General features: G+C 71.6%; 13 protein-coding genes. 1 reads left to right on the forward strand and 12 read right to left on the reverse strand.

Features of this window, described 5'->3' with window-relative positions; translation table 11 throughout:
• Window positions 1–132: 132 nt before the first annotated feature.
• Window positions 133–1,602: a type VII secretion integral membrane protein EccD gene (gene eccD / locus ABZ564_RS25300; RefSeq protein ID WP_360860757.1), complete on the reverse strand. Its 1,470-nt coding sequence runs from the start codon at window positions 1,600–1,602 to the stop codon at window positions 133–135.
• A 198-nt stretch (window positions 1,603–1,800) separates the two neighbouring features.
• On the opposite strand from eccD, the gene eccCa reads away from it, so the two are divergent.
• Window positions 1,801–5,769, forward strand: a complete 3,969-nt coding sequence (gene eccCa / locus ABZ564_RS25305) for a type VII secretion protein EccCa (RefSeq protein ID WP_360860759.1) — start codon at window positions 1,801–1,803, stop codon at window positions 5,767–5,769.
• Between the two features lie 77 nt (window positions 5,770–5,846).
• On the opposite strand, the gene ABZ564_RS25310 is transcribed toward eccCa, so the two are convergent.
• From ABZ564_RS25310 to mycP, 11 genes are all read right to left on the reverse strand, one after another.
• Complete coding sequence (locus ABZ564_RS25310; RefSeq protein WP_360860761.1) at window positions 5,847–6,458, reverse strand: hypothetical protein; 612 nt, start codon at window positions 6,456–6,458, stop codon at window positions 5,847–5,849.
• Window positions 6,458–6,811 carry a hypothetical protein gene (locus ABZ564_RS25315; protein WP_360860763.1) on the reverse strand — a complete coding sequence of 118 codons (354 nt, stop codon included), beginning with the start codon at window positions 6,809–6,811 and terminating at the stop codon, window positions 6,458–6,460. The genes ABZ564_RS25310 and ABZ564_RS25315 overlap by 1 nt, the downstream gene beginning before the upstream one ends.
• A gap of 78 nt (window positions 6,812–6,889) precedes the next feature.
• Window positions 6,890–7,624 (reverse strand): hypothetical protein, encoded by a 735-nt coding sequence (locus ABZ564_RS25320; RefSeq protein ID WP_360860765.1) that lies wholly within the window; start codon window positions 7,622–7,624, stop codon window positions 6,890–6,892.
• Between the two features lie 12 nt (window positions 7,625–7,636).
• Window positions 7,637–7,942, reverse strand: coding sequence for a hypothetical protein (locus tag ABZ564_RS25325; protein WP_360860767.1), 306 nt, complete (start codon window positions 7,940–7,942; stop codon window positions 7,637–7,639).
• Window positions 7,943–7,963: 21 nt separating this feature from the next.
• On the reverse strand, window positions 7,964–8,728 hold the full coding sequence (locus ABZ564_RS25330; RefSeq protein WP_360860769.1) for a hypothetical protein: 765 nt from the start codon (window positions 8,726–8,728) through the stop codon (window positions 7,964–7,966).
• A gap of 56 nt (window positions 8,729–8,784) precedes the next feature.
• Window positions 8,785–10,038, reverse strand: a complete 1,254-nt coding sequence (locus tag ABZ564_RS25335) for a S8 family serine peptidase (protein ID WP_360860771.1) — start codon at window positions 10,036–10,038, stop codon at window positions 8,785–8,787.
• A 55-nt stretch (window positions 10,039–10,093) separates the two neighbouring features.
• Entirely contained in the window at window positions 10,094–11,674 is a 1,581-nt protein-coding gene (locus tag ABZ564_RS25340; RefSeq protein ID WP_360860773.1) for a hypothetical protein, read from the reverse strand.
• Between the two features lie 33 nt (window positions 11,675–11,707).
• Window positions 11,708–12,196, reverse strand: coding sequence for a hypothetical protein (locus ABZ564_RS25345; RefSeq protein ID WP_360860775.1), 489 nt, complete (start codon window positions 12,194–12,196; stop codon window positions 11,708–11,710).
• A gap of 111 nt (window positions 12,197–12,307) precedes the next feature.
• Window positions 12,308–12,589: a WXG100 family type VII secretion target gene (locus ABZ564_RS25350; protein WP_360860777.1), complete on the reverse strand. Its 282-nt coding sequence runs from the start codon at window positions 12,587–12,589 to the stop codon at window positions 12,308–12,310.
• Between the two features lie 54 nt (window positions 12,590–12,643).
• The gene (locus ABZ564_RS25355; protein ID WP_360860779.1) at window positions 12,644–12,994 is read right to left on the reverse strand and encodes a WXG100 family type VII secretion target; all 351 of its coding nucleotides are present in this window, start codon (window positions 12,992–12,994) and stop codon (window positions 12,644–12,646) included.
• Between the two features lie 156 nt (window positions 12,995–13,150).
• Complete coding sequence (gene mycP / locus ABZ564_RS25360) at window positions 13,151–14,257, reverse strand: type VII secretion-associated serine protease mycosin (RefSeq protein WP_360860781.1); 1,107 nt, start codon at window positions 14,255–14,257, stop codon at window positions 13,151–13,153.
• Window positions 14,258–14,282: the final 25 nt, after the last annotated feature.

Raw genomic sequence — 14,282 nt, forward strand, 5'->3', positions numbered from 1 at the left:
ACCACGTGGTCCTGGCCGGCCCCCCCTCGCGTTCGGCCGGGATCACGTGGTCCCGGCCGGCCCCCTCGCGTTCGGCCGGGATCACGTGGTCCCGGCCGGCCCCCTCGCGTTCGGCCGGGCCGCGACCGCCGCTCAGCTGGTCATGGAGCGGGCCGCCCCGTACACGTCGAGGACGGCCAGGCAGAGGGGGACGAGGGCGAGCAGGAGCAGCACCTCGGCCAGATCGGACAGGCGGCCCCAGAAGGGGGAGAGGCCCTTCTTGGGGATGATCAGCGCGATGCCGGTCAGCAGGGCGGCGCCGGCCGTGACGGCCGCGGCGAGCCACAGCGTACGGATGTCGAGCGGCCCCCGGTCGTTCTCGGTGAGGAGCTTGGCGACGGCGTCGGCCGGCGGGTGGAGGGACAGGCCGAGCACCAGCAGGCCCAGGGCGGCGATGCCCGCGCTCAGCACAGCGGCGACCTGGGAGGTGTAGCGGAAGAGGCGGGCGCGCAGCAGCATGGCCAGTCCGGCGACCAGGGCGAGGGTCCGGCCCCAGGTGTCGGAGGAGAAGCCGAGGACGGCGGCCGCCGCGACGACCACGACGCTGCATCCCCCGACGAGGCCGAGCAGCAGCTCGTGCCCGCGCCGGGCCCGGGCCGCGATGCGTTCGGTGTCGACGGGGTCGGGGTCGCCGAGGCCGGGCTCGTCGTCGAGGTCGGCGTCCGTCGGGGGGCGCGGGGCGGCGTAGCCGATGGGCAGCTGGGCCACCCGTGCGGAGAGGCCGGGCAGGAAGGCGATGGCGCCGATCGCGACGACCGCGCAGACGGCTGCCGTATCGCGCGGGCGGGCCTCCGTGACGATCGACAGGAACGTGGCGAGGGTGCCGACCGCCGACGCGAACACGACGGCGACGAACGGGGCGTCGCCGGTCGGCATCGCGACGACGAGCCCGGCGGAGACCAGGAGCACCGCGGCGCAGCCCAGCATGAACTGGAGGCGTCCGATCCCGGTGCCCGGGTCGAGGGCGAGGAGCCCCGATCCGGCGATCATGACGTGCGGCAGGGCCGCGAGGCCGAGCGCGACCGCGGAGGCCCGGTCGGCGTAGCGCCGGGCGCGGACACCGGCGAGCGCGGCGAGCAGGACGCCGACGACGGCGGCGACGATGCCCGGCAGGCCGTGCATGTCGTGCCGGACCGGGTCGGCGAACCAGACCACGAAGCCCATGAGGACGAGCAGCAGCGCCCCGCCGCAGAGGCCGGCGACACCGAGGAGCCGGTCGCTCCACAGGGCGCGGTCGCGGCGGACGGCGGAGGCGACCGCGTCGGCGACGTCGTCGAAGACGGCCGGCGGGAGCGACTCGGTGAAGGGCCTCAGCCGCAGCACGTCACCGTCCAGGACGCGCTGGACGCCCAGGGTGTGGGTGACGTCCAGGACGGTGTTGTCGCGGCGGGTCAGGTGGTAGCCGGGAGGCGCTCCCGGCGGCACCTCCTGGCCGGTCAGCCGCAGGATCTCCGGAAGGAGATCGGCGACGGCGACGTCGTCCGGCAGGGCGACGTCGATGCGACTGTCCGGCGCCACGACCGTTATGCGGCAGAAGCCGTTGGTTGTCAGGGTCGAACTCACCTGTGGGGTCCCCTCGTTCGCTGCACGCCGTGCTGCTGGGCCGGGACGCTTCGACGCGATCCCGTACGGCCGCAGGGCGCCACCCTATCGGGGGCCCTCGCGTGCCTACATTAGGATGATCCGCGCGCGGAGGTAGGTCGCTGCCACGGGGGTGCCGGCCCACAACTCTCCGGGCCGCACTGAGGGACTGATTCGCCGGTGACCCAGATCGTCGTCAAGCGCCCGCCCCGCGCGATGCCGCCCGAGACGTCCGCCACGGAGCTGCGACTGGAGTCGCCTCCCGAACTGCCGCGCGGGCAGCAGGAGGGCATGGCCATGCAGCTCCTGCCGATGCTCGGCATGGGCTCGTCGGTGGTGTTCTTCTTCATGCCCGGCTCCCAGCCGTTCATGAAGATCATGGGCGTGATGATGCTGCTGTCCACGGTCGCGATGGCCGTGGCGCAGGTGATGCGGTACCGCAAGGGCACCCAGGGCGAGGCCGCGGAGGGGCGCCGGGACTACCTCAAGTACCTCGCGCAGACCCGGCGCAGGGTGCGCCGCACCGCGCGGGCCCAGCGCGACGCGCAGTTCTACCTGCACCCGGATCCGGACCAGCTGTGGTCCCTGGTCGCCGAGGGCCAACGGCTCTGGGAGCGCCGGATCGCCGACGACGACTTCGGGCAGGTCCGCGTCGGCCTGGGCCCGCAGCAGCTGTGGACGCCGCTCGTCGCACCGACCACCGCGCCCGTGGAGGAGCTGGAGCCGCTGTCGGCCGGCGCCATGCACCGGTTCCTGGCCGCCCACGGATCGGTGGACCGGCTCCCCATGGCGGTCTCCCTGCGCGCCTTCTACCACATCGTGGTCTCCGGCGACGCGGCGTCGGTACGCGGCTCCGCACGCGCGATGGTGGCCGGACTGACCGCGCTGCACTCGCCCGAGGACCTGAGGGTCGCGGTCGTCGCCGCCACGGACGTGACGGACCAGTGGGACTGGACGAAGTGGCTGCCGCACACCCAGGTTCCCGGCTCCTCCGACGGGGCCGGCACCAAGCGGCTGTTCAGCGACGACCTGACCGAGGTCGAGGCGCTGCTCCACTCCACCCTGGACGGACGCTCGCGCTTCAACCGCGAGGGCACGCCGCTCCTGGACCAGCCGCACGTGGTCCTCGTCCTGGACGGCGGAGTCGTACCGCAGAACTCACTGTTCGCCTCGGCGGAGGGGCTGCAGGGGGTCACCGTCGTGGAGATCGTCCCGGAGGAGCTGGACGAACCGCGCGGCGGGCTGCACATCGCCGTGCGGCCGGGCCGGCTGCGGCTGGAGTCGGCCGGCGCGTCCTACCACGGCACGCCCGACCTCCTGCCCGTCGAGACGGCGGAGGCGCTGGGCCGCCAGCTCGCGCCGTTCCGGATGGGCGGCGGCGGGGAGGACGAGGAACCGCTGCTCGCCAACCTGGACTTCACGGACCTGCTGGGCATCGGCGACCCCGCCGCGGTGGACACCGAGACCGTGTGGCGGCCGCGTTCGACGGCCGACCGGCTGCGGGTGCCGATCGGTGTCGGCGAGGACGGCTCCCCCGTCATGCTCGACCTCAAGGAGGCCGCGCAGGAGGGCATGGGCCCGCACGGGCTGTGTGTGGGCGCGACCGGTTCCGGCAAGTCCGAACTGCTGCGCACCCTGGTGCTGGGCCTGGCGGTCACCCACTCGTCGGAGACCCTCAACTTCGTCCTCGCCGACTTCAAGGGCGGCGCCACCTTCGCCGGGATGTCGGAGCTCCCGCACGTCGCCGCGGTCATCACCAACCTGGCGGACGACCTCACCCTGGTCGACCGCATGCGGGACTCCATCACCGGTGAGCTCCAGCGCCGCCAGGAGCTGCTGCGGTCGGCGGGCAACTACGCCAACCTCACCGACTACGAGAAGGCGCGCGCCGCCGGGGCCCCGCTGGAGCCGCTGGCCTCGCTGGTCCTGGTGATCGACGAGTTCAGCGAACTGCTCACCGCGAAGCCCGACTTCATCGACATGTTCATCCAGATCGGCCGCATCGGCCGGTCCCTGGGCGTGCACCTGCTGCTGGCCTCGCAGCGCCTGGAGGAGGGCCGCCTGCGCGGCCTGGACACCTACCTCTCGTACCGGATCGGCCTGCGGACCTTCTCCGCCGCCGAGTCCCGCACCGCCCTGGGCGTGCCCGACGCCTACCACCTGCCGTCGGTGCCCGGTTCCGGGTTCCTGAAGTTCGGCACCGAGGGGATGACCCGCTTCAAGGCCGCGTACGTGTCGGGGACCTACCGACCCGGGGTCGCACCGGTCTCCGACAACGGGGAACTCGCCATCGACCGCCGCCCCGTCCTGTTCACCGCCGCCCCGGTCGCGGTCCACTACCCCGAGCCCGAGCCGAACGTCCCCTTCGTGCCCGGACGGACGACCCCCGACGCGCTGGCGGACACCGTCCTCGACGTCATCGCCCGCCGCCTGGAGGGCCAGGGCCCCCTCGCCCACCAGGTGTGGCTGCCGCCGCTCACCGAGGCGCCCTCGCTCGACCGGATGCTGCCCCCGCTCGCGGTGACGCCCGAACGCGGCCTGCACGCCCCCGAATACGCGCGCAACGGGGCGCTCGTCGTCCCCTTCGGCCTAGTCGACAAGCCGTTCGAGCAGCGTCGCGACACCCTGGTCAGGGACTTCTCCGGCGCCGCCGGCCACATGCTGATCGTGGGCGGTCCGCGCTCCGGCAAGTCCACCCTCGTCCGCTCCCTCATCAGCGCCTTCGCCCTCACCCACACCCCGCACGAAGTGCAGTTCTACGGAATGGACTTCGGCGGCGGCGGCATGGTCGCCGTCGAGGGCCTGCCGCACGTCGGCGGGGTCGCCTCCCGACTCGACCCGGAGAAGATCCGCCGTACGGTCGCCGAGGTCGCCGGCATCCTCAACCGGCGCGAGGCGTTCTTCCGGGACAACAACATCGACTCCATCGCCACCTACCGCCGGCTGCGCGCCGCCGGCCGGCTGCCGGACGAGCCGTGGGGCGACGTCTTCCTGGTCATCGACGGCTGGCAGTCCTTCAAGACGGACTACGAGTTCCTGGAGCCCGTCGTCGCCGACATCGCCGCCCGGGGCCTCGGCCTCGGCGTCCACCTGGTCGCCACCGTCTCCCGGTACATGGAGATGCGCGCCGCGCTCAAGGACCAGCTGCTCAACCGCCTGGAGCTGCGCCTCGGCGACCCGACCGACTCCGAACTGGACCGCAAGATCGCCAAGAACGTCCCCGTCGGCACCCCGGGCCGCGGTCTGACGGCGGAGAGGCTGCACTTCATGGGCGCCCTGCCGCGCATCGACGACTCGGCGGGCGGGGGCGGCGACGACCTGTCCGAGGCCACCGCCGCCTTCGTCAAGGCCATGAACGACAACTGGCCGGGTCCGCACGCCCCGGCCGTCCGGATGCTGCCCCGGACGCTGTCCGCCCGTGAGCTGCCGACCGGCCCCGACCCCACGCGCGGCGGTGTCGCGATCGGCATCGACGAGATGAACCTCGCGCCGGTGTACGTCGACTTCGACACCGACCCGCTGTTCGCGGTGTTCGGCGAGTCGGAGTCCGGGAAGACGGCCCTGCTGCGGCTGCTCATCCGGCAGATCACCGCCCGCTACACCCCGCAGGAGGCCCTGATCTGCGTCGGTGACTACCGGCGCAGCCTGCTGGAGTGCGTGCCCGAGCCGTACCTGGTCGGCTACGCGACGACGCAGAACGCGTTCGAGTCGTACCTGGGCGACATGAACACCCTCATCAGCAGCCGCATCCCCGGGCCGGACGTGACCCCGCAGCAGCTGCGCACCCGCAGCTGGTGGCGCGGCCCCAGGGCGTTCATCATCGTGGACGACTACGACCTGGTCGCCACGTCCTCCGCCAACCCGCTGGCCCAGCTGGTCGACAACCTGCCGTTCGCCCGGGACACCGGCGTCAACTTCATCATCGCCCGCAGCAGCGCGGGCGCCGGACGCTCCTCGTACGAGCCGTTCATCCAGCGCTTCAAGGAGCTGGGCGCCCAGGGCGTCGTCCTGTCCGGCCACCCCAACGAGGGCGAACTCCTCGGCAGCGTCAAGGGCCGCCCGCTGCCCCCGGGCCGGGGGATGTTCGTCGCCCGCCGGGGAGCGCCGGCGCTGATCCAGACGGGATGGCTGGAGCCGGAGCTGGGCTGAGGGGGCGTCACACCACGTGAACGCCGAGGAGGGCCGGCCCGGTCACGGGCGGCCCTCCTTCGCGTTCCGCCCGACGACTACGCCGGGGCGCCCGTCCCGCGCGCGCGGTTCTTGGCCCCGGGCCACGGCTCGGCGGTGTACGTCCCCGGGGCGAAGCGTTCGATCGCCTCGATGATCAGGTCGGCCCGGCCGGGCCTCCGGCGGCGCCAGAGGGCGTGTCCGAGCGAGTGGGAAAAGGCGAGTCGCGGCCCGCCGCCGTTCGGCTTCCCAGGGTCCAGGCCCGGCTTCAGCAGCAGCAGCAGGAGGCTGCGTCTGCTATTGAACATGGCCCGGTCGATATCGGCCCACCGCACGGTCTGGGTGCGGTGGGCCCACACCTTGGTCATGCCGGTCGCGTCGATCCGCAGACCCGGATGCCGCCACACGAGCACCGCCATCGGCAGCAGGAACACCACCGCGAAGAACAGGGGCAGGCCGATGTACCCGCTGACGCCCGCCCAGCCCATGGACTCGATGCCTTCACCCGAGACCAGCACAAGCACCACGAACATGATGAGCGCTTCGAGAGCCACCAGGCCGAGCACACCCGCGAGAGCCACCAGGAGGTAGACCCCGCCCCGGCGCGCCCGCTCGGCGGGGATGAACAGTCCTTCGGCGGAACCGTGGGCGTAGCCGTGATCCTCCGGCATCACAGGCCCTTGACCAGGGAGACCGCCACGTCCAGCGGAAGCCGGGGATGCGTGCGCTTGACCTCGCGGACCGCGTGCACCGCGCCCTTCTCGTCGCGGATGCGGCGCAGGGCCGGTGCGTCGACGGCCTGGCGCAGGGCGTCGAGGGAACCGAAGTTCTCCGCGTACCAGGCGCGTTGCTCCGCCCGGTGGGCGTTCTGCTTGCGCGCGGAGGCCCGCACCTCGGCGGTCGCCGGGCATACCACGGCCAGGACCGCGCAAATGATCCCCACCGCGGCCGGGAGGTCCGAGCGCCATGTGAAGAAGAGGAACACCCAGGCCGCCAGCCCGACGCTCCAGAGTGCCGCCCGCATTCCGTCCATAAGATTCGCCTGCCTGTCGAGCCGGTCGATGTGCGCGCCCGTCCCATGGTGCCGGACGGACGCCGGACATCACGGCGCCGCGATCGGCCAGTGGCCGTTGGGGTACGTGGACATGTCGCGCGCCTCGCCCTCGATGGCGGCCATCTGCTGGGCCTGGGCGCCCAGCAGCGCGGCCAGCGCGGTGACGGCGGTGATGATGTAGCCGACGCTCACCGACGTGTCGCCGACGATGACGGCCGCGCCCGCCCACGAGAACACGACCGAACCCAGCGCTGCGATCGCAGCGATCATGGTGACGATGTACTGGGCCAGGATGACGGCCAGCGACACGTAGAACGCGGCGCCGGCGGTCGTGCACAGCGCCAGGCCGGTGGCCACCTTGTCCGCGGTCGTGCCGATCTTGGCGGCGGCGACCGGCTGGGCCTTCACCGCGGTGGTGTAGGCGGTGGCGGCCTCGCCGGTCCAGTGCTTGAGCGACTGGAGCTGGTCGGCGGTGGTGGTGCCGGCGACCCCGGAGGCGCCCCCGCGGATGTCCGACTGCCAGGTCCAGGTGTGAATGGCCATGTAGACGGGCGCCGCCACGCCCTCCATGAGCTCCTTCAGCTTGCCGAGGACCCAGTTGCCGAACTCGATGACCCTGTCGGCGGCCCAGATGAGCGCGTCCCCGATGACATCGGGCACGTACCAGTGGTTCGCGGTGGACTCGGCCTTCGGGCCGACCTCGTTCAGCTTCTGCGAGAGCGTCTGTATGCCGGACGACAGCTTCTGCGTGGTCGCCTCGTACTGCGCGGCGTTGAAAGCCATGAGTTTTCCCGTCTAGTAGGCGTGGTCCACGTGATGCTTGGTGTCGACCTCGTGGTCGTCGTACGCCTTCGCGTTCTTGTACAAGGCCGTGGCGACCGCCGCCATCTGCACCTCGCCCTCGGCGCTGCGCTCGGAGACCTGGTCGACCACGGCTCCGTAGGCCGAGACGAGGAGCTGGAACACCCCGGCCTGGAGGCGGTTCATCCGCGTCCCCTCGACCGCGTCGTGTACCGCCTTCATCGCGTTGCTCTGCTCGTCCCACATGGCCGCGTCGGTGCGCAGCCCGTCGGTGATGACCTTGAGGTCGGGATCACCCAATGCAGTCAGTCCCTTCGGAAGTCAGTCGGCGAGACGCCGGGGGTCGCTGAGGATGGCCAGCGCTTCGTTCAGCAGGCTGTCGAGTTGGAGGCGGCCCGCACCGTCCCCGGCGGCGGCCTCCAGTTCGCTCAGTTCGGAACGGGCATCGGCAAGCGCCTCTTCCCACGCCTGGTTGAGCCCGATGGACGTCTGCTTCGCCGCCCACTGCGGGTCCACCTCGCAGGAGAGCAGGGCCCCCCTCGTGACGGTGATGACGACCCGGTGCGCCGTCGACCTGCCGACGGCCCGCACCGGCTCGACAGCCGTCGTCGCCATCTGCTCCACCGCGTCGAGCGCCGACAGCGCGTCCTCGGTCACCTCCTCGAGGCTCCGGGGGACGACGTACCGCAGATCCGGGGCGGGCGGCCCGGCCGTCACCGCCGGGGAGTCCGTCGCGGGGGAAGGGCCGGGCACGGCGAGCGAGCGGTCCACCTGCTCGGCCTTCGCCTGCCAGTCCGCCTGGTCGAAGGCCCGGGCCACGCCCTCCATCTGCGCGCTCATCGCCGCCCCGTACGCGTCGACAACGGCCGCGCCGATGGCCTCGGGGCCCTGTCTGCGCTGCCAGTCGGAGACCGCCTTGATGGATTCCGGGAGCCCGTCCGCCGCCAGGCGTACGGTCACGGCGCCCTGGGCGTCCGTTCCCTCACCGCCCTGGGGCATCCGGTTCTGCATGTCCGTCATCAGGTTCTGCAGGTTCTGCGCCTGCTGCTGGAACTGCTGCAGCCCTGCCAGGAACTCTTGGTCCACGATGCCTCCTCCGGGCCTGTGTACGTACAAAGGGGGGTGAATGCGCTGGGGGCCGGTCAGTACCGGGGGCCGGTGCCTCTCCGGCGCACCAGGAGCACCGCGCCGACGGCGAGGACCGCGGCCGCGACCACTCCGGCGATGATCCAGACGGTCGTATCCGGGCCGCCCTGGTCGTCCTCGCTCCCCGCCTCCGGGCCGGCGGGCGGCGCCGGCTGCTTCGACGGGGACGCGGACCCGCCGGGTGCGGACGGCGACGGGGACGGTGACGCGGATGCGCGGGCCGCGACCAGGGGGTTCACGTCGGCGGGGCCCGGGTCGCCGGGGTCGCCGAGGACGGCCATGCGGGGGCGGACCGTGCCGTAGCCGAGGTAGCGGCTGGGGATCTTGCCCTTGGTCGGTTTGCCCGCCGTGTCCATGAGGACGCGCAGCACCTGGTTGCCGGTCCAGTCCGGGTGCTCGGCCCAGACGAGGGCGGCGGACGCGGAGGCGATGGCGGTGGCCTGGCTGGTGCCCCAGCTGCTGCAGTAGCCGGCCTTGCCGTCGACGCAGCGGATCGGAATGTCCTCCCCGGGGGCGGCGAGCGCCACCTGCGGCCCCGACACGGAGAACTTCGTCACCGTGAGGGTCTTGTCGATGGCTGAGATGCCGGCGACGCCGAGCGATGCCGCGGGATACCCGACGTCGTTGCCCTTCTCACCGGTGTTGCCGGTGCCCGCCAGAAGCAGCTTCCCCCGCTCGATGGCGTAGTCCACCGCCTGCTGGATCTGCTCCCGCTCCTTGTCGTCGACCATGTAGTACTCGAAGGCCAGCGACATGTTGATGATCCGGGCTTCGCTGTCGGCGGCGTACCGGATGGCCTCGACCAGCGCCGGGATGCTGTTGGTGCCCGATTCCTTGGAGGACCCGAAGACGGTGAGCGGGAGGATGCGCGCGTCGGGAGCGAGGCCCTTCACGCCCTGGTCGTTCACCCCGTTGCCGGCGATCAGCATCGCCATGGCGGTGCCGTGCCCGTCCTTGTCCTTGTGCGCCCCCCGCTCGGGCTCCACGAAGTTCTTGCCCCGGAGCACCTTCCCCGTCAGTTCGGGGACGGAGGGGATCACCCCGGTGTCGAGCAGGGCGACGGTGATCCCCTTGCCGGTGCTGACCTTCCACATGGCCGGGGCCTGCATCCGGTCCAGGTACCACTGCCGCTCACGCATGGTGTCCGCGGTCGCGGCCGGGGCGACGGCGCCGCCCAGGAGGAGCAGGGCGCCCAGCGCGGACGCCACCGCCGACACACGCCGGCGCCGTCGCCAGACCGTTGACCTCATGCCACCCACTCGTGTTCTGTCCGCCCCACCGGCGTCGGTGCTCGGATACCGGCTGCTAGTCGATCACGGGCGGGACCACGTCGTCCCCCGTGGCCCAGGTCTCCTCGTCCTCGACGAGGTAGTCCGGGTTTTCGCCGTCCCGCCGCTGCGGACGCCGCGTGCCCTGGGCCCCGCCCATCGCACCGCCCATCGGGCCCATGGCGCCAGGGCGCGCGGAATCGCGGACGAGGCCGCTGCCGCCGGGCGTGAACTCCCGCCCCGCGCCGACACCGCGCACTTCCCGCACCGTGCCGCCGGGCTCGGTGACCAGGCGCCGCGAACCGCCGGCTCCACCGACTCCGCCACGCCCCGCGGGTGAGCCGACGGCGCCCATACCGTGACCGCCCATCATCGAGCGGCCGGTCGCCGGCCGCTCGCCGCCGATCACCGTTCCGCGCGGTGCGCCGCCGACGGGGCCGTTCACGGGCCGGGCCGGCGTGCCGCCGTGGATGCCCGTGTCGGCCCGGGTCATGCCGGGGGGACGGACGCTCTCGCCGCCGCCCGCGCCCACCGGCGCGACCGGAATCGTGCGCCGGTTCCCGTCGACACCGGGGCCGACGGGGGTCGTGCGGGGGTTCCCGTCGGCACCGGGGCCCACGGGGATCGTCCGTCGGTTCCCGTCGGTGCCGGGAGCGACGGGGATCGTCCGCCGGTTCCCGCCGGTACCCGGGCCGAGCGGACCCGACTGCGAGGGCAGGACCACGGGCGGGATGGTGTTCTGCCCGCCACCGCCGCCGACCGGAGTGGGCGGCGGGCCGCCCGTGGGCGGGGTGGCCGTGACCGGCGGGGCCTCCGGCATCGTGACCGTGTCGATGTTGGTGCCCGTGGTGTCCGGGGCGCCGGGTGTCACGGGCGCCACGCCGACGTGATGCGGCGTGGTGGTGGAGACGTTGGTGACGGAGGACGAGCCGCCGTCGACGGGCTGCGTGGTGACGGAGTGGTAGCCGCCCGCCGAACTGCCGGTGCCCGACACAGCGGACACCGCGTGCGTGCCGGAGCTGCTTCCGGAAGGTGATCCGTAGCCCCTCTGTCCACCGTCGACCGGCTTGTCCGGAATCACCGAGTCCGGCAACGGCTTGAAGTTCGGCTCCTCCTGCGCGGAGATCGTCTGCTGCGCCATCAGGTAGTACGAGGCCAGCTTGTTCATCTGCGGAATCGCTTCGTTCCGCGCCTTCTCGACGGCCTCCAGCCGGGCCTTCTCCTTCGCCTCGTCCGCGTAGCACATGGACGTGACGTCGGAATGGCCCTGAAGCACCTTGCTGACCTCGCTGAGCGCCTGGCCGGCCGTCTGCAGCGAGGTGCCCGCGGCGCCGGTGAAGTCGGCCAGCTTGAGGGTCTCCTTGGCGAAGTCGTCGCCCCACTCGCGGAAGGCGTCGCCGCCCTTGCCCTTCCACGTGGTGCGGCTGACGTGCTCCTTGAGCTCGGTGCCGATCTTCTCGATCTCGGTCTGCGCGTCGATCAGCGCCGTACCCCGGCCCATGATCGCCGTGGGGTCCACGCCGCGGACCATGGCGAGCATGTCCTCGTACGACATGTTCTCGAAGTCGGTCGTGACGTAGCAGGCGTTGAGCGGTGGCAGCTTGCCCTTGTCCCCCATGGTTTATCCCTCTCCCCCGTTCACTTCCCGTGCCTACAAACCGTGCTGATCGGTGGCGGAGCCGTCGCCGGTGGACTTGTCGGGCCTCGGCAACAGCCCGGTCTCCGGATCGATGCCCGGCTTCTGGTAGCTCACCTCGACGCGCTTCTGGATGGCGTGCAGGCGGTCGGCGTACTCCTGGTCGACGTTCTGGTACCCGCGGTCGGCGATGTCGACGGTGATGCCCATCGCCTCCAGCTGCTCGCCGAGCGTCTTGGAGAGCTCGGTCAGGCGCGCGTGCACGATGTCGTAGGCGCCGGAGAGCCCGACGGCCTCCGGGAAGCCGGTGCCGTACGCGGCGGCGGTGACCTTCTGCTCGGTGATGCGGCTGTGGGCGGCCGGTGAGCCGTCGAGCGCGGTGAGCAGCTTGTCCACCCGCGTCTTGAAGCTCTTCAGGGACTCGCTCGGCGTGTCCAGGTCCGGCGCGCTGCCGCCTCTGCCGTTGTCGGGCAGCGGCGGGTCGTCCGGAAGATGGGATCCCATGGAAACGCCTCCCCTAGAGTGCCGTGGTCCCGCAGGCGTGAATGCGGGACGCGGTGTCCGCGCCCCGCACCCACGGCATGCCGGTTCCGTTGCGGTTCATCTGGGCCTGGGTCAGCCGTGGAAGCGGCGGGACTGGGCGAGGTCGTTCGCCGCGTAGCCCTCGGTGGCTTCCATCAGCTTGGCCGAGATCTTCAGCAGCGTCTCGTGCATGTGGTTGACCTTGAGGTCCCAGCCGTTGTGGCGGTCGTGGAACGCCCGCTGGGTCTCACCGTCCCAGGTGGCGACGACGGCCTTGACCCTCGTGTTCAGGTCGTCCAGCTGGCCCTTGATGGTGTTGGCGGTGGTCTTGACCTGGTTAGAGGCCTCGACGACCCCGGCGTACGTGATCTCCATGGAACGGTCTCCTGACGCGAAGGTGCGGAATGAGGACGGCCGGGCGGCCGGCTGTTACGAGACCTGGAACCGGTCCAGGATGTTGTTGCTGCCCGTGTGGTCGACGCCGTCGATGCCCTTGAAGCTGTTCAGGCGCTCGACCTCCTCGGCGTCGAAGCCGTCGCGGCTCATCTGGACAGCCTCGTGGGTGAAGTCCAGGAGCTCCTTCAGGTTGCGCACATCGAGGTTCACCTGCGCCTGGAGGCCGTTGTACGCGTTGGCCGCGACGCCCTTCCAGTGGCCCTCGACGGAGTCGATGACCGCGTTGAGCGCGGTGATCCTGCTCTGCAGCGTGTCCTGCATATGGCCGAGGTCCTTGATCAGCTGAGTGATCTCCCCGGATGTGACCTTGAGCTTGTCTCCCATAGCGCACCTTCCCCCATGAATTGGATGTTGCGGGCTGTCGGGCCGCCGGCTGTCGCGTCCAGATCGGGCCGCATTTTTGCGACTGTCACTTTAACTGCGACGGCCAACGAATCCAACCGTCTTATTGCTGAAGCAAGTTGTTGGGAATTCATCTATTCACGGACGGCTCCGGTCCCGCACCATGACCGCGACACCCGCGATCACCGCGACGAGGCATCCCGTCGTGGCCAGCACGTAGGACGAGATCCGAGCCATCCGCTCCTGCCTGGTCTCACGCAACTGGAGCGCCACCGGTTCCGGTCCCACGGGTCCGTCCGAAACCGCGCGGTCCGGGGTGGGCGCGTTCACCGGGTGCTCGTCGTCGTTGAGGGCCCGCACCGGGTCCACCACCCCCCACCCGATGAAGTCGTCCCGCCCGTTCACCGCGCGCTCGGCGGTCTGCTCGATCTGGGCCACCACCTGGGCCTGCGTCCAGCGCGGGTGCTTGGCGCGGATGAGGGCGGCCACCCCGGCGACGTACGGCGCCGAGAAGCTGGTGCCGTTGTCGACGCACTGGCCGCCCTTCGGCACGGTGGACACCATGTCGACGCCCGGTGCCGCGACCCCGACGAAGTCGCCGGTCTGGGAGAAGGGCGCCCGCTCGTCGTTGCGGTCCGAGGCGGCCACCGCCAGGACACCCGGGTACGCGGCCGGGTAGGTCGCCTTGACCTGGGCGGTGAGCCCGTCGTTGCCCGCGGAGGCGACCACCACGATGTCGTTCCTCAGGGCCTCGCGCACCGCGAGCGCCAGGTCGGAGTCGGCCCGCAGGGGCTTGGCGGTGTCCTGCGAGATGTTGATGACCCGGGCGTGCTTCCTGATGGCGTGCCGGATCGCCTCGGCCATCGTCGCGGCGGTGCCGGTGCCCTTGTCGTCGTTCTGCCGGACGGGGATGATCGTCGCCTCCGGGGCGAGGCCGACGAAGCCGGTGCCGCTGCGCGGGCGGGCCGCGATGATGCCGGCGACCTTGGTGCCGTGGCCGATGAGGTCGGTCGTACCGTCACCCCCCTTGGGCTTGCCCTTGGCCTTCGAACCGTCCGGGTTCAGCGCCGGGAGCAGGTCGATGCCGGAGCTCCGGTCGACCGCAGTCCTCAGCTGCGGGTTGGAGTCGTCCACCCCGGTGTCGATCACCGCGACCCGGACGCCCTTGCCCTTGGTGTCCTGCCAGAGCTGGTCGAAGACCAGCCGCTGGAGCGACCAGGGGCGGCCCTGGATCTGCTTCGGCATCGGGAAAGTGCACTCGCCGCTGCCC

Source organism: Streptomyces sp. NPDC019224 (genome assembly GCF_040632605.1).
Classification (GTDB): domain Bacteria; phylum Actinomycetota; class Actinomycetes; order Streptomycetales; family Streptomycetaceae; genus Streptomyces.